This is a genomic window from Floridaenema flaviceps BLCC-F50 (assembly GCF_041929275.2).
GTDB classification, from domain to species: domain Bacteria; phylum Cyanobacteriota; class Cyanobacteriia; order Cyanobacteriales; family Aerosakkonemataceae; genus Floridanema; species Floridanema flaviceps.
Genome location: NZ_JBHFNR020000002.1, coordinates 509,568 through 528,732, shown reverse-complemented (window position 1 = coordinate 528,732; position 19,165 = coordinate 509,568). Strand labels below are relative to the sequence as shown.

Here is a 19,165-nt window from a genome sequence, read left to right as displayed (position 1 = left end):
CATTTGGGAACTATTATATTAATGACCAATGACCAATGACCAATGACCAATGACTAATTAACTAATTCCCGAAACTGATTTACAACTTTGTCTAATGCTACCGAATGAGAAGCTTTAAATAAAATCCGATCGCCCGGTTGCACCAATTTCTTTAATCGATCCAAAATTGCTTGATGATTAGTAAAACATTCACAAGGAATACCCGCAGCACCATTAGCGATTTCCTGTGTTTCTGGATCGTCCACCAAAATCAACAAACGATCTAAATTTAATTGCTTGACTGTCTCGCCAACTTGAAAATGTAATTGTGCCGATCGCACTCCCAATTCCTTCATCGTTCCCAAAACAGCAATATGCCTTTTTCCTGGTGTTTGAGCTAACAAATGCAACGCCGCGACCATTGATTCTAAACCTGCATTATAAGTCTCATCTAAAATCACCAAATCATTAGGTAAATCATAACGTTTCGCCCTACCTTCTGGTAATTGTACCGTCAAACCCTGACTAAATTGAGTCAAATCAATTCCCAAAACCTTCGCCACCGCCAAAGCAGCTAAATAATTTTGAGCATTATGACGACCAGGTAAAGGTAAAGGTAACTTTATTCCCTCCACCATCATAGTTTGCCCGTCAACTAACTGACCTTGCAAATCCCCATTTTCCAAACCGTAAGTTACCGTTTTTCCCTGCCACAATCTTTCCGCCGTTGCCATTAATAAATGATTATCTGCATTCAAAATCGCCACACTATCTTTAGGCATTTCTACCAATAATTCGCATTTAGCTTGAGCGATCGCTTCAACCGATCCCAACCTGCCAATATGCGCCGTTCCCACATTAGTAATTACACCAATATTAGGTTGTACTATTTTTGACAATAGAGCTATTTCTCCTCGCCCCCGCATTGCCATTTCAATCACCGCAAAATCATGTTCTAAATTCAGTTCTAACAAAGTTTTTGGTACGCCTATTTCGTTATTGTAATTTGCCTGAGTTTTCAGCACCTTTCCCTGAGTTGCCAATACTGCCCCAATCAATTCCTTAGTAGTAGTTTTACCGAAAGAACCTGTAACACCGATTACCGGAATTGTCAGCTGATTGCGCCACCATTGCGCGATCGCCTGATAAGCTTGTAGAGTATCTTTAACAACAAACTGCGGTATCTCCTCTCCCACCTGACTACCAAGATCTTTCCCCGTCACCACCGCCACAGCACCCTTTGCTACGGCAGTTTGCACAAATTCGTGTCCATCAAAGTTGCTGCCTTGCAAAGCGACAAACAGATCCCCACACCGAATACTACGAGTATCCGTAGAAACACCTGTTATTAAGTAATTATTTGCTGACTTAGCCAAACCTTTTGGTGTAGCTACTAAAACCTCAGACAATTGAGATATACTAATTGAAAAGGGCATGGTCAAAAATCAAACCTCAGTGAAACTTGAATCACAGCCCGTAAGTTAACAGAATCTTTAAATAAAATCCAGCTTTTTTTTTAATGTCTTTATCAAAATACTATGTAGTAGACAATTAGATATGGCATCTTAGTAGTGAAATTACTTTTATAGTCGTAAAAAATACAAGGGGTGATAACCCCTTGACAAACTCTGCTTTACTTGGAAACCTTTTAAAGGTGATGAATTCATCAATTAGTTTCTCAGTAAAAATTTATGAAACAGTACAGAACAACCAGACTGAGTTAAAGTGATGTAAGTCACTGGGACTCTTTAGATAGTCTGGTTAGGATCGAGACAAACATGGAAAAAAAACATGGCAAGCTAAACATTCAAAGCAATGACAGCAAGCATCTACTTGACTGAGTGTGCTAAGATTGGGCACTTAGAAAGAATCAGGCAAATAAATTCAACGAAAGAAAACAGGAAATGACGATTAACAAGTCATCATTTTCTCCAAGGTTTCCTTAAAATCCTCATCAGGATAGATTGACAATTCACGAAAAGTTAGTAATCAGGATACAAAAACTGTTGTTGCCAGAATTATATGCGCCCTGGTAAGAGAAAGGGAAAAAAAGTGACTACTTGGAACGAACCATACACACGCCAGTCCTCTTTGGCAGAACAAAAACTGTATCAACACTGGCTAAAATTAGTACAAGTCGAACCGCCAAACCGCCTGATTGAACGCTTTAAACTTTTGTTCATAGAAGGTGGAACATATCCTGAGAACGAAATAATGCAGGCGTTGGATGAGATTATTAGCTCAAAACACGCTGAGGCGCAATTTAAATTTGTGCTGAATCGATGCTGCCATATTTTAATAAACCGTTGGCAAATTCATCCGCAACAGCGATCGACAATTCCCCAATTAATAGCCTGCTTTGAAATTCAATCTACTCATTTTGACCGATCGTTCCGTCACAAATCAGTCAGACGCTTGCGGGAACTAATTAAAAACTTCCGCCAGACGGAACAATACACCACTCTGCAACGGTTATCGCAAGCAGTCACTAAAACAGTAGCGCAAAAAAGTGAAATAAAAACCACACCCTTAGCCAAGTTAATTAATCGCTACCCCTACTTATACGATCATTGCTTACTCAGTGAGGATAGCACCTATGAAGACCAGCAAGCGATCGGGAAAATGCGAAGTGAAGCCCAACGAAATTATGAAATAGAATTATCGCAATACATCACTCACCAAGTAAGACAAATTCAAGTAGCACGTCAGAGACCAGAAGAGCATCCCAAACAAATCATTCGTCCAATTAACAACCCTACTTTATTGACTGATAACGAACTTTTTTCTGCTGTGAAACAATATGTTGGTAAAGTCGAAGGAGCTTATAGCTATCGTGACTTAGCTCATAGTTTCGTCACTCATAGTAGCCAAACTCGTACATATAAAGACTTTAAAAAAGAACTCTATGCTTATTTGACATCTTCCATCGATCCCAATTATGGGAACCGCCAATTTAATAAGCAGTTATACACTTATTTGCAAAATACCCTGCCCCACAACGATGCCCAACCAGTCAGCGAATTTTTAATCATTAGAACCTGTAGCAACCTATTAAACTTTTTGGTAGTTAACAATCAGAAGCAACCCCAACATTTTGTATTTATAGATTTGGTAGCTAATTTGGGTACTACCAGAACAGTAGGTTTACTACTAAAACTGGTGCTAATTTGCCGGAAAGTTAAACCTTACTTAGAAAAGCGATTTTCCATTTTATTTAATCACTATGAGTCAAGCGTTGGCGATGCCGTAATGTGGCTGATTCAATGCCTAGAAAATTTAAATATTGCCCTGAGCATCCACTTTGGGGCAGTAGACCTTTCTTACTTGAGCCGATTGAAATAAGCATGGCTGCAACCCCCGATCTCCTTCAGAGCTAAGGATTTCATGTTAAAGTACTAGTCGTGAATCAAGTTCGGTTGTAGGCTTTGTTCTTTGTTGCAGAGTATAGGCTTCTGTTTTGGCGGGCAGATCTCCGAAACTAGGTTCCTCAATTGACTTGCATTAGGAGATATTGCCTTGCTGATTTATTTGTTCTCTAGGTGAACCTAATTAAATTTACGGCAAAAACAAACCGATCGCACTAAATAGTACCAAACGTAACACATGGAGAAGAAAAAATGACCCAAGTCCTCTTAGGTGAAAATGAAGGATTAGAGTCCGCGCTACGTCGATTTAAGCGTCAAGTTTCTCGCGCCGGGATCTTGGCTGATGTGAAAAATCACCGTCATTTTGAAACCCCCTTAGAAAAACGCAAACGCAAAGCAGTCGCAGCAAGACGTAAAAGAAGAATGCGTTAATTAAAAGGCTCCAAGGCTCCAAGGCAGACGGCAGACGGCAGAAGGCAAAAAGTAAAAATTCTCCTCTGCTCCTCTGCTCCTCTGCTCCCCTGCTCCCCTGCTCCCCTGCTCCTCTGCTCCCCTGCTCCCCTGCTCCCCTGCTCCTCTGCTCCCCTGCTCCTCTGCTCCCCTGCTCCCCTGCCGCATCAAGAACGGGAAGTTTCTGCTACAACTTGGCGGTTATTGTAGAGACTCATTGCTTTTTCCACGCCCTGTTTTAAACTTAGTTCTACTGCATCTACAACTAGTTGAATAACTTCCGACATTAGCCCAGTTTCGTTACTAGAAAAACGGCCTAAAACGTGGGAAATCGGGTCTTTGTCTTCTGTGGGAGTTGGTGGTTTACCGATACCGACGCGCAACCGGGGAAACTTATCTGTGTTTAGGTGTGCGATCGTCGATTTCATCCCATTATGACCACCAGCCGAACCAGACAACCGCAGCCTAATTTTCCCCAAAGGTAAATCCATATCATCATAAATCACCAACACTGAATCTGGAGACAGTTTGTACCAATCCGTCAGAGCCCGAATTGACTGCCCAGAAAGATTCATGTAAGTTAGTGGCTTAAGTAACCGGATTTTTCCGGTTGAGACAGCCAAACCTTCACCAAACAACCCTTGAAACTTGCGATTTTCCGATAAAGTAATTTGCCAACGCCGCGCCAGGGCATCCACCGCCATAAAGCCAATGTTATGCCGCGTTTGCTCATACTTCGTACCCGGATTTCCCAACCCAACAATTAATTGTGGAATCACTAACGCAGGTGAATCGGCTGCCGAACTCATAATTGTAAAATACCTTAACTTTTTTGGCTGGTTTCCGAGTTAGCCTTAGCCACTTCCTCAGACTTAGCTGGTGTTGCTGACTTCATCGAAGCTTCTAACTGTTGAGCTTCTCGTTGAAACTCACTTTCAAATTCCTTGGAAGCATCTTGGAAACCGCGAATCGCTTTACCGAAGCTGCGACCAATTTCTGGTAACTTTTTCGGGCCAAAAACTAATAACGCCACTACCAGAATCACTGCCATTTCCGGCAGTCCAATCCCAAATATGTTCAAACCTTTACCCTCTCTAAGAGCCTCAAATAATTTATAGCACTTCAGTTTTGTTCCCGGTAGAACAAAAAAACCCGGTCAAGCCGGGAAAGCTGAAAATTTATCTCATCACCTTGAATAGCCAGAAATTATCTACCAAGGCTTCTCCAATCTACCTTGAAGCTTTCTAGAATCAGCGATGAGTTGTAAATTTGCAGAATAATCAACAGAAAAACCAAAAACAGTACCATGAAAACTCCCATTACTGGAGTCGTTCCCCAACCGGGAGCAACTTTACCATACTCCGAGTTTAAGGGTCTAAGTACATCTCCCAACCAAGTTCTTTGTGCCATGTGTCACCTAGTATGAATCTAAAATACTTATACTGTGGCAAGAAAAACGACAAGTTTAGCCCACTGCCTAGACTATGAGCTAATTTGGCGCTTTCGTAACGTTCTGTAATATTATAGAGGAATCGTACTCATAAATTTATCTTAGATATGGAACCCGCAACAGTTCTTAGCATTTCCATCGGTGTGGTGATTATTGCCATTACTGCTTTGTCTATTTATACAGCTTTCGGGCCTCCGGCAAAGCAACTGAGCGATCCCTTTGAAGATCACGAAGACTAAACCCCACAGGGTTTAACCTTAGCTGAGGCTAAACCCTCAAAACTTCAACACCTGAAAAACTAATACTTATTAGCAGTGTTAAGAAAGTGACAAAGTATTTTCCGTTTTTTATTAATAAGTAGTTGTATGGCTCAATAGTGATTTAAAACTTATTGTAAATAAACTCAAAATTATGAGTGTTTAATTAAGTTTATTTTCCCAGAATGATTGAATAATAAAGTTTTATTACGAAGAATCAATATTACAGATAAAGATCTAGTGCAAATCAGAAGTTTAGGATAGAATGCTTTCGTTACGGCTGAAAAATTCTGAATTAGCCCTTCAGAAATTAGCCACAAACAAGGAGACAGATATTCATGGAAACGCTTGCATACTTACATTGTGCTTCCACTTGTGAGGAGATTGCTCCTGTTGAGCCAGTTTTCGGAGAAGATGATGCCTATTTATTTGATGGTGTCGTCAGCGTTAAAAGACTCTCCAGCTTAGCTCTGTTGGGACTTCTGCCTCTCTCTGTTGCTTTTAGCGTTATGGCTAACCCCGGCGCTGCTCAAGCTGGTGGTTGCTATGGTGGTTGTGGTGGTTACTATCGTCCCCACTACAGCCTGTACAAGAAGGTAGTGTTCAAGAAGATTGTGTTCAAGAAGGTTGTGTACTTCTACAAGAAACATTACAAACACTACTGCCATCGTCCTTTTCATTACAAAATAGTTTGCTACAAAGTCAAACACTACCATCCTCACTACTACCGCCCTTCTTGCGGCTATGGCTATTAAGTAGTTGAATGTAGCTTGGGAAGCAGAACTATAACTATCAATTCAAGCTAAAAGTAACTTGTATCGACAAGTGAACTTATCATCAAATAAAAAAGGCGTTGCATCTTAGAAAGTAATGGCAACGCCTTTTCTGTTTTTCGGTGGGAAAAATTTTAGATTATACCTTGTCCCCGATGGCGCAGATCGTTTTCCATCGTTAGTTTACCTTGTTCGTCTTCACTTAAATCCTGGATTTCTTCAGCGCGTTCTGCGGTTAATTCTGCTTCTTGTTCTCTTAAATCTCCGGGTTCGTTGATGTACATTTCTGGTTCGATCGCAAAGTTATTGATCAAACCTTCTTTATCAACGGTATATCCCTCGGTAGTATTAAGGCTACCAGAATCTGTTTGGTCATTAGTTCCAGCTTCAGCTTCCCGTCCTTTGCTAGGCGTAGTTTTGAAAGTATCGCCTTCTCTTTCTTTCCGCGCTGCGGTTTCTGCGGGAATTATATGGGGATCGTAGTTATCTGCTTGGACGCGATCGGATGTATCAGCAGTGAAATGCGGTGTTTTATCTTGCTCGTTCATAATCTAACCTTCCTCAAAATTAAACCTCTGATGATTCCAGATTAATTGATGGTTTATTTGAGGGGTAACTGTCTAGGGTGAGAAGTTGCGATCGCTTCCGAATCATCCTTTAGACTAGTAGACAATGGCAGCAATAAAGTTTATTTTTTAACGACTTAATAGTGACCTAACAAGTCTGAAACCATTCTAGCATCATTGAGATTAGTATCTCGTAAATCGGCATCATTGAGAATTGCCCCAAACAAATTTGTTTGAGATAAATTTGCCCATCGTAAAATAGCCAAAGTTAAATTAGCATTCTGAAGATTCGCGTTTTTCAGATTAGCACCTTCTAAATTTGCACTAGTTAAATCAGACTTACTTAAATTAGCACCAGTCAAATTTGCATTATAAACATAGGCATTAATTAATTTAGCTCCTGTCAAATTAGTTCCGGTTAAATTAGCCATATTCATTAAAGTTTTACTCAAATCTGCATTAGTGAAATTAGCCCTACTTAAATCTGCTTGGCTTAAATTTGCCCCTTGTAAATTAGCGTTGCTCATATTAGTCTGTAGCAGTTTAGCTCCAACCAAAGTTGCTGTTACTAGATTTGTTCCTTTAAAATTGGCATTGGATAAATTAGCATCTTTCAAAGTAGCATCGCCTAAATAAGCTGCACTGAAATCAGCATTAGTTAAGTTAGCACTTTCCAATTTAGTAGCTTCTAAGTCAGCATCATTAAGTTTAGCACCTGACAAATCAGCGGCTCCTAAATTAGCATTAGTTAAATCAGCTTCCCGCAACACTGCATCTTTTAAAAAGGTATTCATTAGGTTAGTATTTCTCAAATCAGTTCCTCTAAGTTTGGCATCTCGCATTCTCGCACCCCGAAAATTCGCACCTCTCAATTTAGCGTCTCGCATCATGACTCCGCGCATTTTGGCATTTTTAAAATTAGCTGATTCTAAATTGGCACTTCGGAAAACTGTATTTTGCAATTGCGCGTCTTGGAGGTTAGCATTTTTTAAATTAGCTCCTTCTAACATGGCACCTGATAAGTTAGCATTACTCAAATCTGCACCCTGAAAATTCCCTCCCCGCAAGTCGATTTTACTTAAGTCGCAATTAGGACAATTGTTAGTTGCTAATAGTTGTTTAACATGAAGTGGGTTAGCAGCTTGTGCGGAAGTTGCTAAAAAGATTGATGTTAAAGAAATTACCAAACTCCAGATGTGTTTTTTCATAAGAACCTAATGGATATTTCTGCTCAGATCCCCTCAGATCCCCGACTTCTTCAAGAAGTCGGGGATCTTAATAATTAAATACCATGACTTTTGCCAATTACCCAATGTCGGCGGAAAAATCTTGCTAAAGCTGATTCTTCTAAGGATAAAAAAATCGGACGACCATGTGGACAGGTGCGGGGATTGCGGGTGCGCTGCCATTGTTCTATTAATGTTTGCATTTCTGGTAAAGTTAGGGTTGTACCGTTGCGTATGGCGCTGCGACAAGCAACAGCAACTTGCGCTGTTTGTAAGTCTCCTCCTAAGCTTAATTCTCTTAAAGCGTCTGCACAATCCTCTCTTTGGGAAAGTAAAGTTGGGGCGCTACGAATTGCCCAAATTTGTTCACCAAAAATCTCAATTTCTAAACCAATGCGTTGTAGTTGTTCCAATTGTTGCGGGGAAAGTTGATTGAGAATTATGGGAGGTTCTAAGGGGACGATTTGCCAATGTTCGCAGATTTGTTCGTATAATACTCGTTCGTGGGCAATATGTTGTTCTATTAACCATAATCCGGCTGGGTGTTCTGCTACTATGTAGGTGTTATTGACTTGGGCAACTGCCCGAAGTTCCATTAAATTTATTTGGTCTTTTTTTGCTGTTTCGGGTTGAATAGTCCGATCGATCTTATAACTAGCTTTTTCTTCAGCAACAGTGAGTAATTTTCCGACTCTTTGGTTATGAGCGGTTTCTGAGATATTGTTAGGATTAAGATTTAATGCTTGTTCGATCGCACTCAATATCTGTTTCTGTAAATAACTAACACTATGCAGATAAATTTCTGCTTTTGCTGGGTGACGATTCCAATCTATTTGATCGGGAGATATTTTTAAGTGTAAGAAACAGACGGGAAAGCGATCGCGTGGTAAAGTCCTAGCAAAAGCTGTGAAAATAGTTTGTTCTAATTCTGAGGATTTAATAATTCTGCCATTAGTTGCCACTTTCACCCAATCAGGACGACGGCGATGGCATCTATCTGGTAAACCTAAAACTAACTCTAAATATTCAGTGTTGCTAATTTTTTGCGGTTCATGATTTTCCAATTCTGCTAGTAACTCTACTTTTAAATGTTGCAAATCTCCTAATTTTAAATCGCGGATAATTTGGGGTAAAATGTCTTGAGCAGTGGTTCCGGGACTAATAGTAAACCAAGGGCGATCGCTTTGTTCAACTTGCCAAGTAATGTGGGGATGACAGATAGCAATTTGGTGAATTATGACTTGTAGCGATCGCATTTGTTGGGCGGGAGTTGGTAAACCTTGACGACGCACAGGCCAATTACCGAATAAATTAGAAACAGTGACTATCGTTCCAGGTGCAATGGCGATCGCTTCTTCGATTACAGGTTCTCCCAAGTTATCATATAAAATACGCCATCCTTCAGAATTGTCGATCGCTCGACTAGCAATTTCTAAATCAGATAATTGCGCTAAACTATGTAACGCTTCCCCGCGAAAACCTAAAGTAGTAATCTTCCATAAATCATCATAATCATGAATTTTACTAGTACTATGGGCGGTTGCTGCTAAACGCAAATTATCTAAATCCATCCCACAACCATTATCCGCCACGCGGATTCGCCAAAGATCTGCCCAAACAGAAATTACAATTCTGGTTGCACCTGCATCTAAAGAATTTTCTACTAATTCTCGAACAACTGCGGCTAAAGAATCAATTACTTCGCCAGCAGCTATTAAATTTACAACTTCTTTCGGTAAACTTTGAATAGAGGAAGATGCCATAAAATTAAGTTTAAGGGAAAATCAATTAACTCAACAGTAGAGTAAGTCAGTGATAATCATTAGTGAATAAACTATCTTACAACTTTTTTTACAAGCTTTAGAAATAGCCGATCGCATCTTGATCCCCAACCATCCCGACATCAACACATCAACATAATTCGCCAAAATTTAGAAGCGTTACGCAGCAAAATCAACTCCTCTCTACCAAAAGAAAGAGAGTTGTAGGTATCTATACGATCTCCCTGAAGAAAGATTAATTCGGCGCGACAGCTAGCTACATTTCTAGCAGATGTACTTGAGGAAATAAACAATGGAAAATAATCTGGAAAATAACTTGCAAAATATCACAGATAAGATGGGCGACGCGCAAGAAACCGTTAAAGAAAAACTGTCTGATGATATTAAATACTCCGGTGATAAAGTTTCTGAAGCAATTTTAAATGCTAAGGAAAAACTGCCCAACATTACTCCTACTCCTCCGGGAATAAAAGCACAATCTTCTGCTAAAGACTTGAAAGATCGTTTAGAGTGGGGCGAACCAGCATTGACTATTTTGGATGTGCGCGATCGCGAAACCTTCAACAATGGTCATATCATGGGTGCAATGCCGATGCCAATGGAACAATTATCACAAGGTATTGAACCTTCTCCTTCTTTAGCTCTCAACCGTGATATTTACATTTACTCTGACAGCGACGAGCAAACTTCTCAGGTTGCCAGCGAACTTCGTAACTCTGGCTTTGTCAACGTTTCCGAACTCCAAGGCGGTTTAGCTGCATGGAAAGCGATCGGTGGCCCAACTGAAGGTGTAGTTGAGTCTATGACTCCTCCCAGCGCAGGCGATTACAACGTAGTCAGCCGCATTTCTGAATCTGCAAAACAGTAATTACTCACACTTGCACGCTTGAGGCAGAGCCTCTGTTTTCGTTCCCAGGTTGAACCTGGGAACGAAAACTGAGGCTTTGCCTCTTTTAATTCAAGATTGGAGAACCGATCGCTTCTTTTTTGCCAATTTGGATACAAACGCATAAATTAACACTTATGTAAATACTTTCTCTATAAAAATTTGCAATATCTGAAATATGTTGTTACATTGCAGGTATTGTCAATGAAAAAGTAATACGCTATGAGCCGGATTTTAGACTTGATTCCCAGCCCCACACCCTTACGGGAGAAGTGTTTGGTTTATGATTTAAAAGCCCGTCTGGACTGGGGAGAACCAGCTTTAACAATTATTGATGTGCGCGATCGCAACCAGTTCAACAGCAGCCACATCTTAGGCGCTATACCAATGCCGATTAACCAATTGGTAGAACGCGCCCTCTCCAGCTTAGAACTCAACCGCGACATCTATATATATGGCGAAACTGATGAGGAAAGTGCGATCGCTGCTGCCAAATTACGTGCAGCCGGATATATCAACGTATCGCAAATCAGGGGTGGTTTACCTGCATGGAAAGCAGTAGGATATCCGATCGAAGGCATCCCATTTCCCAGCAACTTTTACCTATAAAAATTCCCAATATCAATGATGTTCTCTCAAAAGTTTAAAAACTTTTAAGCCCGGTAAACACCGGGCTTTTAATTTGAATGGCTGCATTTAAATTTTCAATCTTAAATTTTGAATTGCTGAGGTTAAAACCCCATAGCTTGATAACTCTTAGCTTCTAATTCCAACATGGCATCAATCATTTGTTTGGCATTATAAAGTGATTGTCCCATGTCGCTTACTCTAACACCGTATTGAATTCCTTCATATTTCCATTGCAGCCACATTTCAGTCTTTCTTTTAAATGGCCTCAAATAAATCGGAATTGCATGATAAGTAGTAACTGGGGTGGATTTAACCATTGCTATAGCTCTCGCTCCTTGACGTTTAAGTATGTTCTTATAATTAACGAGTAGCTTGCACCCCGATTTTTTGCTTGTTTTCACGGTAGTTGACTAATTCATCTATACTTATATATCTAACAATGATTTTGATTTGGTAAATCTATCCTAAGTCCCTAGATAAAAGAGTTTTGGCTCTTTCTACAGATAGAAAGATATGCGTAGGGGTAATTCATGAATTGCGTAGAGGTAATTCATGAATTACCCTTACCGATATGTTTAACGCGCATAATACATGGGCAAAGTTACAGTGACAGTTGTTCCTACTCCTACTTCACTTTCTATTTCAATGTTACCTTTGTGTAATTCTACACACTGTTTTACCACTGATAAACCTAGCCCGATGCCTTCTACTTTACCAATATTGCTACCTCGATAAAACCAATCAAAAATATGAGTTCGATCGTCTGCGGGAATACCAATACCGGAATCTTTGATGCGGAAAATTACTTCTTTACCTTCAGTCATTAAATCAAATTGAATTTCGCTGCCATCAAGAGAATAGTTAATGGCATTAGAGAGGAGATTTGCCAAAATATATCGCAGTAATTTTTTATCCATGCAGGCGTTAGTATATTCGCATTTGGCAGAGAAGTTGATTGTGGGTGTTTTCTCTTCACAAAATGGTGCTTGGGCGATCAGTTTTTGGCAGAATTGTTCTAGATCTAATATCGATCGGCTAACTTGTAATTTTCCCGCTTCTGCTTCACTGATTACTATGAGATCGTTGAACAACTGGTTAATATATTTGACGCTTGCTTGTAAGTTTTGCAGTTGCTTAGTTCTTCTTTCTGCGCTCCAGTCTTGCGAATAGTTTGTCAAAATTTCGGCAGAAGCGTAAATGTTCGCTAAAGGTGTGCGAATTTCTTGGGAAACTATGGAGATTAACCGAGCTTTCATTTCATGAAGCTGTTTTTGTTTAGCTAGTGCTTTGTTAATCTCGATCGCTATTTGCTTATGTTTACTAATGTCTCTGAAAGTAACTACGACTGCATTACCTTCTATTAGGGAATCATCTTCTAACGGACCGATCGTATATTCGTAATCAGCTACTCCGTTAATTCCATACAAAGTCAATTCATCTATAATACTGACTTTTGTTGATGCAACTGTTTGTATTTGTCTGTCAAACTTTTCGACTATTTCCGGGGTAAATCCTAAGTCGGGACTAGTTTTCCCAACTATTTCTGTGGCTGCTAAACTAAAAATTTTGGCGGCAGATGGACTAGCATAGAGGTATTTTCCGGTTTCGTCAATTAGGCAAATTTTAGCTGGCGATGCGCTGAGTATTCGATCGAGCATTCGCCACTCTTTTTCGATTTTTTCGGCTTGCTTGCGTTGGGAAATATCTTGAAGTTGCCAACGCAATCCAATTACATATCCGTAAGAGTTTAGTATGGGTACAGCAATACAATTAGCGGGTAATGGTTGTTTATGTCTGGGTTTAATTTCTATTTCCCTTTCTTGAGTTGTTTTGCTTCTTTTTACCTCAATTAAATAATTGTGAAACTTGCGCCGTTCTGTTTCTGATAGGAAGACAATTAAGGGTTTACCAATTAATCGCTCGCACCTCACCCCCAACAACCTTTCTGCCGCTTGATTAGCTTCCGTAATCACTCCAGCAACATCTGTCACCAAGTAAGCATGAGGGGTAAAATCAAACAACTCTTGATATCGCTGCCGTTCCCCTTCCAACAACAATTGCTTAATAGCTAATTCGTCATTTTTGATGTGCATTTCCTCTAATGCACACTGCAATTCTTGTAAGGTATTACCGAGTTCATGCAAACTTTCCTTCAGTAATAACTGTTCAGCTTCGGAACTTGTTTCTTCGGTAAATAGCTGCCAAGCTTGTTTGCTTTTACTGGGAAGCTGTTCAGTTTTTTGCCAAAGTTTCTCTAGTTTCTGAATGGCGGCTTCCAGCTGAGTATCAAAGATGTCTTCCATGATCTAATTTAAATGTTTTGTTAAATGAGATAGTAGAATGCCTGAAAAAAAGTTGCTGGATTATTGGTCACAAAACCATCTTAATCAAATTATTTGGTAATTTTCCGAATAATTTGAATTAATTTATAAATTTCTCCGGTAGTGTTCTGATATCATTAATTTAAACAGGTTTTCTTCTATCTTAAGGCATAAGTAAATATAAAGTTATTTTTTTTTCGTAGCGATCGCCAACTCGCAAAAACTTGCTCAAACCAGTTAAGAATAGATTAACTTACATCGGTTTCCAAATCATTATTTTCGGCGTTTGCTTCCAGATTATCAATATTCAGAATTTGATTTTCGCCTTGTACCAGCACTCGACGGATGACATCGGCTCTTGCGTCCGCTTCCTGTGCTCGTTCTGCAAAACGCTCGGCTGTGATGGGACGATTTTGCGCTTTCGCTCGTTCTGCGAGTTTTTTTGATAAACCTGATTGCTCTTTTAAAGCTCTCAACGCTACCCAAAGTGCTTGTTCTAAAGCTTCCGATTGTTCGACTAACAAACTTTCTGAAGAAAAAGCGTGTCCTGTGCGACAGCGAAACCGCAAAAAGTTGCTGTTATTTATTTCCCACAAAACGCCACCGCATTCTGGACAAGAGTAAGGTGATTCCTTTCCGGGACGTTCTTGGTTTGTACAGCTTCCATCTCCAACTCTGCCATATCAGTTTCCATTGCTAACTGAGAATCTACTGGGTGAGAATCTACTGGGTTATCTTCTGTTTCTACTGATTCGTGAGCTAAATGAACTAATTTTTTGCTAATTTCAACAATGGGTAAGACATAATCTACTGCGACATTTTCGATCGCACTCCCAGGCATTCCATCATAAAGTGCTTCTTCAAGATCTTGCGCGATCGCTATCCCACCAAGTTTTTTTATTGCCAATAAACCAGCCGTTCCATCATCCAGAGTTCCCGATAACACCACACCAACTACTCTTGATTTATAAATCCGTGCTGCTGAACGAAATAGCGGATCGACGGCTGGGCGGTGTCGGTTTTCTTTCGGCCCATGAGCTAAACTAACATATCCTGGTTTAATTATTAAATGAAAATCTGGAGGCGCAACATAGATCTGTCCATGTTTTATTTTCTCTCCCTCTTTGGGATGTGTTGCAGGTAGATGACCACGACGTTGGAGAATTTGTGGCAAAACGCTGTTACTGTGAGCCGCAATATGAATAACTACAAAAATTGCTGCTGGCATATCTGCTGGTAAGCTGCGAACTAATTGAGTTGCTGCCTCTACACCACCTGCTGAAGCTCCAATAACTATAATGTCATGTCCTGGCATTTATTTTAATAGTTAGGGATTTTTACCCTGTATATATCAAATAGGATAAGATGAACGATTTGGTTTATACATTAAACTTTAGAAAGATTCACATAAAAAATTCATATAATTGATTTGGTTTTATACAGTTAATAGTTTACTGAATAAATCCTTTTTTTTTTTTGAAAAATTTATAACTATGGTTTAATTATAAGTATCTTTTCTTTTGCTAGTTACTTACACTTTTTGTAACATTTAGTACTTAATTTGATTGTAAAGATTTGTGGGCTACTGGTTGAGAAAAAGTAAAATCTGTTAAATATATAGTTTGGGGTAGAAAAAATTTAGAATTAAGTAACAGTGAGCTACTCAAATGAAAATCATCAATTAAATCAACCTCAAACGCTATTTTTTGAAGTTGTAGTAATAGCGGCATCTTCAGATGGAACTAATGCTATAATCAGTATTTTAAAGAATTTACCGAAGGACTTATCAGTTCCAATTTTAATAGTAAAACATCTAGCTAATAACTACAAAAGCTATTTTCCAGTAATTTTTGGTTATCGGACTTTGTTAACAGTTAAAGAAGCAGAAAATGGAGAAAAAATCAAGCCTTCTATAGTTTATATTGCGCCACCCAACTATCATTTATTAGTTAATGCTGAAAGAGAAATTTCTTTAACTCAAACGGAAACAGTAAAGTTTGTGCGTCCCTCAGCGGATGTATTATTAAAATCAGTAGCAGAAAATTATCAACAAAGGTCGATCGCGGTAATATTAACAGGTGCAGATACAGATGGGGCACAAGGAGTGAAAGCAATTAAGAAAATGGGGGGAATAGTAATTGCTCAGGATGAAGCAACATCAGGGGTGTTTGGGATGCCTAGAGCAGCAATTGCCACAGGTTGTGTTGACTTTATTTTGCCTATTGATAAAATAGCAGAGGCGATCGTAAACTTAGTGAACACAGGAGCGATCGAATGAACAAAACCACACCAGAACAAGACCCAGAATTTGAAGCATTATTACAGTATTTAAAACGTAATCGGGGGTTTGATTTCACAGGCTATAAACGCCCTAGTTTAATGCGTTTAGTACGAAAGCGCATTCAACGAGTAGGAGTGGAAAATTTCAATGATTATTTAGATTATTTACAAGTACATCCAGGGGAACTAAACATACTTTTTGATACTTTATTGCTTAACGTTACCAACTTTTTCCGTGATACAAGTGCTTGGGAAGTTTTCGCCACAGAAATCATTCCCCGAATTCTGGAAGCTAAACCAAACAACGAACCGATTCGAGTTTGGAGTGCTGGTTGTGCATCGGGAGAAGAAGCTTATACTATTGCTATTTTACTCACAGAAGCTTTAGGAGCAGAAGCTTTTAGAAATCGGGTGAAAATATATGCAACCGATTTAGATGAAGAAGCTTTAGTACAAGGTCGTCAAGCAAGTTACACTACAAGAGCTTTAGAATTTGTACCAGAAGAACTGCGGAAAAAATACTTTGAAGTTTCGGGAAATAACTATATTTTTCGCACCGACTTAAGACGGTGTGTAATTTTTGGTCGCCACGACTTAGTTCATGATGCGCCAATTTCCCGCTTAGATTTATTGGTATGTCGCAACACTTTGATGTATTTTAATGCAGATATTCAAGCCAGAATTTTGGCAAGGTTTCACTTTGCTTTAAATGATACTGGGTTTTTGTTTGTTGGCAAAGCAGAGATGTTATTAACACACGCTAATCTTTTCCAACCTGCGAACTTGAAATATCGCATTTTTTCTAGAGTACCAAGGATTAGTTTACGCGATCGATTATTAATTATGGCAGAATCGGGTAACACTGAAGCCAGCACGCAATTAGTAGGAACTATGCGTTTAAAAGACGAAGGTTTTGAGTCTTTGCCAGTTGCTCAAATAGTAGTAGATATTCAGGGTAATATAGTATTAGCTAATCGTCAAGCCAGAATATTATTTAATCTAAGTACGCAAGATTTAGGTCGTCCGTTACAGGATTTAGAGTTATCATATCGTCCGGTGGAATTGCGATCGCGCATTCAACAAGCATACACCGAACGCCGTTCAGTTAGCATACCAGAAGTAGAATTGATTCGCAGCGAAGAGAGCATTGTATATTTAGAAATTCAAGTAGTGCCTTTATTAGATAACTCCGCTGATGCACTTGGGGTAACGATCGTTTTTCAAGACATCACTCGCTACAACGAATTAGAGCGAGAATTACAGCGTTCCACCCAAGAATTAGAAACCGCTTACGAAGAATTACAAAGTACAAATGAAGAATTAGAAACAACCAACGAAGAATTACAAAGCACCAACGAAGAATTAGAAACAACCAACGAAGAACTGCAAAGTACTAACGAAGAATTGGAGACAATGAATGAAGAACTCCAATCAGCAAACGAAGAATTACAAACAACCAACGACGAACTTCGCCAACGAACAGAAGAACTCAACCGAGTCACCATATTTATGGAATCAATACTGACTAGTTTGCGCGTTGGCATGATAGTGTTAGATAATAGACTCAGCGTACAACTTTGGAACGGGAGAGCCGAAGAATTATGGGGTTTACGAGCTGAAGAAACTGTAGAACGTTTCTTTTTTGACTTAGATATTGGTTTACCAGTTGAGCAATTGCGGGGATTAATTCGCGCCTGTCAAACTGGAAATAGTGAAGAACACACAACTGTTGTCAATGCGGTAAACCGTCGCGGTAAAAATATCCGTTGTCGGGTAATTTGTACATCTTTAATCATAGAAAATCGACCTGAAGGAGTCATTCTATTGATAGATGAAAGGCAGGATTAAGGTAAGGCAGATTAGAGACAATTAAGAGGATATTAGGACTTACGCAAAGACTCTATTCGTAGGGTGCGTTAGTGCTAACGTAACGCACCGTTCCGCTATATAATATGGTGTCAGTGCGTAACTCTTAGATATTTGAAAACACTCTGGCGATTAAAATCGCGACTACACAAAATAAGTCCGCCTACGCGGACTTTAAACCTGCTTTCGGCAGGTTTTGTTTGAATAGCCCCCCGACTTTAGTCGGAGGGGCGAAAACAATTACTTAGCAAACTAAAACTATGTCTGAAGAACAGCAATATATCGCTAATTTAATTGAAAAACACGCTCAGGAAAGTTTCCAACACGGCGAATCAGTAGAATCGCTGGGAAAATCAATTCAAGAAAACGCTCAGTCAATTGAAGAGGAAGAACATGGTAAATTGATTGAACAAAAGGGAAAGTTAATTCAGCAAAAAGCCAAGGTAGTTAATCAACATGGAAAGGTAGCCGGAAATTATGCTAAATCAGTAGAACATTCAAAAGATGCAACCGAAGAGCACGTTAAAGCAACCGCAGAACATATTCAAGCCACAATAGAACACATTGAAGCTACCAGGGAAGTAATTAAATTATCTCAAGAAACTTTATCTAAATCAAAAAGTCAGGTGAAAAAACTAAACAATAAATGAAAGGTTTAGCCGCCACTAATTTTGACTTTGTAACCCAAGGTTTTGAGGATTTCGAGAAGCTTTTGTTTGTGTTCGCCTTGAATTTCGATCGAACTTTCCTTAACAGTTCCCCCAGCACCGCATTGAGTTTTTAGCTTTTTGAGTAACTCGGCTAAAGTTTCCGGTTTCGCTTGAAAACCAGTAATTACTGTAACAGTTTTCCCCTTGCGTCCTTTACTGGAAGCTTGCACCCGTAAATCTTGTTGATTTGGCGGTAAATCTTGAATTGCTCTTTCAAAAGCAGCAGAATTACTTTGGTTGCCAAATTCAGAATAAACAACACGATTTTCATTATTTTGAGAATCAGAATTTTTACCTTTAGAAGACATAACTTTCACCTAAACTATTAAACTAGGTACGTTGTTGGGCTAAAGCCCTACTACGACTGAAGTCGCAACAACGAACCTTTAAATTAGGTTTGTTGTGAGCACTTCAGTGCTCATAACGACTGAAGTCGCAACAACGAACCTTTAAATTAGGTTTGTTGTGAGCACTAAAGTGCTCGTAACGACTGAAGTCGCCACAACGAACGTTAGAATTTTTTACCACAGATGAACACAGATGAACACAGATATAACAGAGAGATTTTACCTATTTTAAAATGCTCCCCTGCTCCTCTGCCCCTCTGCTCCCCTGCTCCCTCGAT

The 19,165-nt window shown here is 39.4% G+C and carries 21 protein-coding genes; 9 read left to right on the top strand and 12 right to left on the bottom strand.

Features of this window, described 5'->3' with window-relative positions; all coding sequences use genetic code 11:
• Positions 1–53: 53 nt before the first annotated feature.
• Positions 54–1,415 carry a UDP-N-acetylmuramoyl-tripeptide--D-alanyl-D-alanine ligase gene (locus ACE1CI_RS22300; RefSeq protein WP_413263627.1) on the bottom strand — a complete coding sequence of 454 codons (1,362 nt, stop codon included), beginning with the start codon at positions 1,413–1,415 and terminating at the stop codon, positions 54–56.
• Positions 1,416–2,031: 616 nt separating this feature from the next.
• Here ACE1CI_RS22300 and ACE1CI_RS22295 point away from each other — a divergent pair.
• Positions 2,032–3,321 (top strand): Sll1247 family protein, encoded by a 1,290-nt coding sequence (locus ACE1CI_RS22295; RefSeq protein WP_413263628.1) that lies wholly within the window; start codon positions 2,032–2,034, stop codon positions 3,319–3,321.
• A gap of 275 nt (positions 3,322–3,596) precedes the next feature.
• A complete protein-coding gene (rpsU, locus tag ACE1CI_RS22290) occupies positions 3,597–3,776 on the top strand; it encodes a 30S ribosomal protein S21 (RefSeq protein ID WP_073592868.1) in 180 nt (59 codons plus the stop codon).
• Between the two features lie 185 nt (positions 3,777–3,961).
• Here rpsU and pth read toward each other — a convergent pair whose 3' ends face one another.
• The 3 genes from pth to psbH all read right to left on the bottom strand — a co-directional run bounded on the left by pth (position 3,962) and on the right by psbH (position 5,204).
• Entirely contained in the window at positions 3,962–4,603 is a 642-nt protein-coding gene (gene pth / locus ACE1CI_RS22285; protein WP_413263629.1) for an aminoacyl-tRNA hydrolase, read from the bottom strand.
• Between the two features lie 14 nt (positions 4,604–4,617).
• Positions 4,618–4,875 (bottom strand): TatA/E family twin arginine-targeting protein translocase, encoded by a 258-nt coding sequence (locus ACE1CI_RS22280; RefSeq protein WP_413263630.1) that lies wholly within the window; start codon positions 4,873–4,875, stop codon positions 4,618–4,620.
• A 125-nt stretch (positions 4,876–5,000) separates the two neighbouring features.
• On the bottom strand, positions 5,001–5,204 hold the full coding sequence (gene psbH / locus ACE1CI_RS22275; RefSeq protein WP_413263631.1) for a photosystem II reaction center phosphoprotein PsbH: 204 nt from the start codon (positions 5,202–5,204) through the stop codon (positions 5,001–5,003).
• A 147-nt stretch (positions 5,205–5,351) separates the two neighbouring features.
• Between psbH and psbN the strand changes: the two genes are divergently transcribed.
• On the top strand, positions 5,352–5,483 hold the full coding sequence (gene psbN / locus ACE1CI_RS22270) for a photosystem II reaction center protein PsbN (protein ID WP_193983017.1): 132 nt from the start codon (positions 5,352–5,354) through the stop codon (positions 5,481–5,483).
• 356 nt (positions 5,484–5,839) lie between these two features.
• On the top strand, positions 5,840–6,256 hold the full coding sequence (locus ACE1CI_RS22265; RefSeq protein WP_413263632.1) for a hypothetical protein: 417 nt from the start codon (positions 5,840–5,842) through the stop codon (positions 6,254–6,256).
• A gap of 152 nt (positions 6,257–6,408) precedes the next feature.
• On the opposite strand, the gene ACE1CI_RS22260 is transcribed toward ACE1CI_RS22265, so the two are convergent.
• The 3 genes from ACE1CI_RS22260 to mutL form a co-directional block, all read right to left on the bottom strand.
• A complete protein-coding gene (locus ACE1CI_RS22260; RefSeq protein WP_413263633.1) occupies positions 6,409–6,822 on the bottom strand; it encodes a hypothetical protein in 414 nt (137 codons plus the stop codon).
• Between the two features lie 155 nt (positions 6,823–6,977).
• Positions 6,978–8,048, bottom strand: coding sequence for a pentapeptide repeat-containing protein (locus tag ACE1CI_RS22255; protein WP_413263634.1), 1,071 nt, complete (start codon positions 8,046–8,048; stop codon positions 6,978–6,980).
• Positions 8,049–8,122: 74 nt separating this feature from the next.
• The gene (gene mutL / locus ACE1CI_RS22250) at positions 8,123–9,829 is read right to left on the bottom strand and encodes a DNA mismatch repair endonuclease MutL (protein WP_413263635.1); all 1,707 of its coding nucleotides are present in this window, start codon (positions 9,827–9,829) and stop codon (positions 8,123–8,125) included.
• Between the two features lie 310 nt (positions 9,830–10,139).
• Here mutL and ACE1CI_RS22245 point away from each other — a divergent pair, with 310 nt between their 5' ends.
• Positions 10,140–10,715: a rhodanese-like domain-containing protein gene (locus tag ACE1CI_RS22245; protein ID WP_496615706.1), complete on the top strand. Its 576-nt coding sequence runs from the start codon at positions 10,140–10,142 to the stop codon at positions 10,713–10,715.
• Positions 10,716–10,955: 240 nt separating this feature from the next.
• Positions 10,956–11,342: a rhodanese-like domain-containing protein gene (locus ACE1CI_RS22240; protein ID WP_413263637.1), complete on the top strand. Its 387-nt coding sequence runs from the start codon at positions 10,956–10,958 to the stop codon at positions 11,340–11,342.
• Positions 11,343–11,464: 122 nt separating this feature from the next.
• Here ACE1CI_RS22240 and ACE1CI_RS22235 read toward each other — a convergent pair whose 3' ends face one another.
• The 4 genes from ACE1CI_RS22235 to ACE1CI_RS22220 form a co-directional block, all read right to left on the bottom strand.
• The gene (locus ACE1CI_RS22235; protein WP_413263638.1) at positions 11,465–11,605 is read right to left on the bottom strand and encodes a hypothetical protein; all 141 of its coding nucleotides are present in this window, start codon (positions 11,603–11,605) and stop codon (positions 11,465–11,467) included.
• A 333-nt stretch (positions 11,606–11,938) separates the two neighbouring features.
• Positions 11,939–13,666, bottom strand: a complete 1,728-nt coding sequence (locus tag ACE1CI_RS22230; protein WP_413263639.1) for a sensor histidine kinase — start codon at positions 13,664–13,666, stop codon at positions 11,939–11,941.
• Positions 13,667–13,932: 266 nt separating this feature from the next.
• Positions 13,933–14,280, bottom strand: coding sequence for a hypothetical protein (locus ACE1CI_RS22225; RefSeq protein ID WP_496615705.1), 348 nt, complete (start codon positions 14,278–14,280; stop codon positions 13,933–13,935).
• On the bottom strand, positions 14,268–14,999 hold the full coding sequence (locus ACE1CI_RS22220) for a chemotaxis protein CheB (RefSeq protein WP_496615704.1): 732 nt from the start codon (positions 14,997–14,999) through the stop codon (positions 14,268–14,270). The genes ACE1CI_RS22225 and ACE1CI_RS22220 overlap by 13 nt, the downstream gene beginning before the upstream one ends.
• 339 nt (positions 15,000–15,338) lie before the next feature.
• On the opposite strand from ACE1CI_RS22220, the gene ACE1CI_RS22215 reads away from it, so the two are divergent.
• The 3 genes from ACE1CI_RS22215 to ACE1CI_RS22205 all read left to right on the top strand — a co-directional run bounded on the left by ACE1CI_RS22215 (position 15,339) and on the right by ACE1CI_RS22205 (position 18,480).
• Positions 15,339–15,962, top strand: coding sequence for a chemotaxis protein CheB (locus ACE1CI_RS22215; RefSeq protein WP_413263641.1), 624 nt, complete (start codon positions 15,339–15,341; stop codon positions 15,960–15,962).
• Positions 15,959–17,812: a CheR family methyltransferase gene (locus ACE1CI_RS22210; protein ID WP_413263642.1), complete on the top strand. Its 1,854-nt coding sequence runs from the start codon at positions 15,959–15,961 to the stop codon at positions 17,810–17,812. The genes ACE1CI_RS22215 and ACE1CI_RS22210 overlap by 4 nt, the downstream gene beginning before the upstream one ends.
• A 278-nt stretch (positions 17,813–18,090) precedes the next feature.
• The gene (locus ACE1CI_RS22205; RefSeq protein ID WP_413263643.1) at positions 18,091–18,480 is read left to right on the top strand and encodes a hypothetical protein; all 390 of its coding nucleotides are present in this window, start codon (positions 18,091–18,093) and stop codon (positions 18,478–18,480) included.
• A 5-nt stretch (positions 18,481–18,485) separates the two neighbouring features.
• Here ACE1CI_RS22205 and ACE1CI_RS22200 read toward each other — a convergent pair whose 3' ends face one another.
• On the bottom strand, positions 18,486–18,848 hold the full coding sequence (locus ACE1CI_RS22200; RefSeq protein ID WP_413263644.1) for a translation initiation factor: 363 nt from the start codon (positions 18,846–18,848) through the stop codon (positions 18,486–18,488).
• Positions 18,849–19,165: the final 317 nt, after the last annotated feature.

Excerpts from the sequence above, each read along its gene's own strand:
- mutL (WP_413263635.1), bottom strand. The coding sequence starts at position 9,829 with ATGGCATCTTCCTCTATTCAAAGTTTACCGAAAGAAGTTGTAAATTTA.
- ACE1CI_RS22245 (WP_496615706.1), top strand. The coding sequence starts at position 10,140 with ATGGAAAATAATCTGGAAAATAACTTGCAAAATATCACAGATAAGATG.
- ACE1CI_RS22265 (WP_413263632.1), top strand. The coding sequence starts at position 5,840 with ATGGAAACGCTTGCATACTTACATTGTGCTTCCACTTGTGAGGAGATT.
- ACE1CI_RS22240 (WP_413263637.1), top strand. The coding sequence starts at position 10,956 with ATGAGCCGGATTTTAGACTTGATTCCCAGCCCCACACCCTTACGGGAG.
- ACE1CI_RS22260 (WP_413263633.1), bottom strand. The coding sequence starts at position 6,822 with ATGAACGAGCAAGATAAAACACCGCATTTCACTGCTGATACATCCGAT.
- pth (WP_413263629.1), bottom strand. The coding sequence starts at position 4,603 with ATGAGTTCGGCAGCCGATTCACCTGCGTTAGTGATTCCACAATTAATT.
- ACE1CI_RS22220 (WP_496615704.1), bottom strand. The coding sequence starts at position 14,999 with ATGCCAGGACATGACATTATAGTTATTGGAGCTTCAGCAGGTGGTGTA.
- rpsU (WP_073592868.1), top strand. The coding sequence starts at position 3,597 with ATGACCCAAGTCCTCTTAGGTGAAAATGAAGGATTAGAGTCCGCGCTA.
- ACE1CI_RS22210 (WP_413263642.1), top strand. The coding sequence starts at position 15,959 with ATGAACAAAACCACACCAGAACAAGACCCAGAATTTGAAGCATTATTA.
- ACE1CI_RS22205 (WP_413263643.1), top strand. The coding sequence starts at position 18,091 with ATGTCTGAAGAACAGCAATATATCGCTAATTTAATTGAAAAACACGCT.
- ACE1CI_RS22300 (WP_413263627.1), bottom strand. The coding sequence starts at position 1,415 with ATGCCCTTTTCAATTAGTATATCTCAATTGTCTGAGGTTTTAGTAGCT.
- psbH (WP_413263631.1), bottom strand. The coding sequence starts at position 5,204 with ATGGCACAAAGAACTTGGTTGGGAGATGTACTTAGACCCTTAAACTCG.
- ACE1CI_RS22255 (WP_413263634.1), bottom strand. The coding sequence starts at position 8,048 with ATGAAAAAACACATCTGGAGTTTGGTAATTTCTTTAACATCAATCTTT.
- ACE1CI_RS22230 (WP_413263639.1), bottom strand. The coding sequence starts at position 13,666 with ATGGAAGACATCTTTGATACTCAGCTGGAAGCCGCCATTCAGAAACTA.
- ACE1CI_RS22200 (WP_413263644.1), bottom strand. The coding sequence starts at position 18,848 with ATGTCTTCTAAAGGTAAAAATTCTGATTCTCAAAATAATGAAAATCGT.
- ACE1CI_RS22235 (WP_413263638.1), bottom strand. The coding sequence starts at position 11,605 with ATGTGGCTGCAATGGAAATATGAAGGAATTCAATACGGTGTTAGAGTA.
- psbN (WP_193983017.1), top strand. The coding sequence starts at position 5,352 with ATGGAACCCGCAACAGTTCTTAGCATTTCCATCGGTGTGGTGATTATT.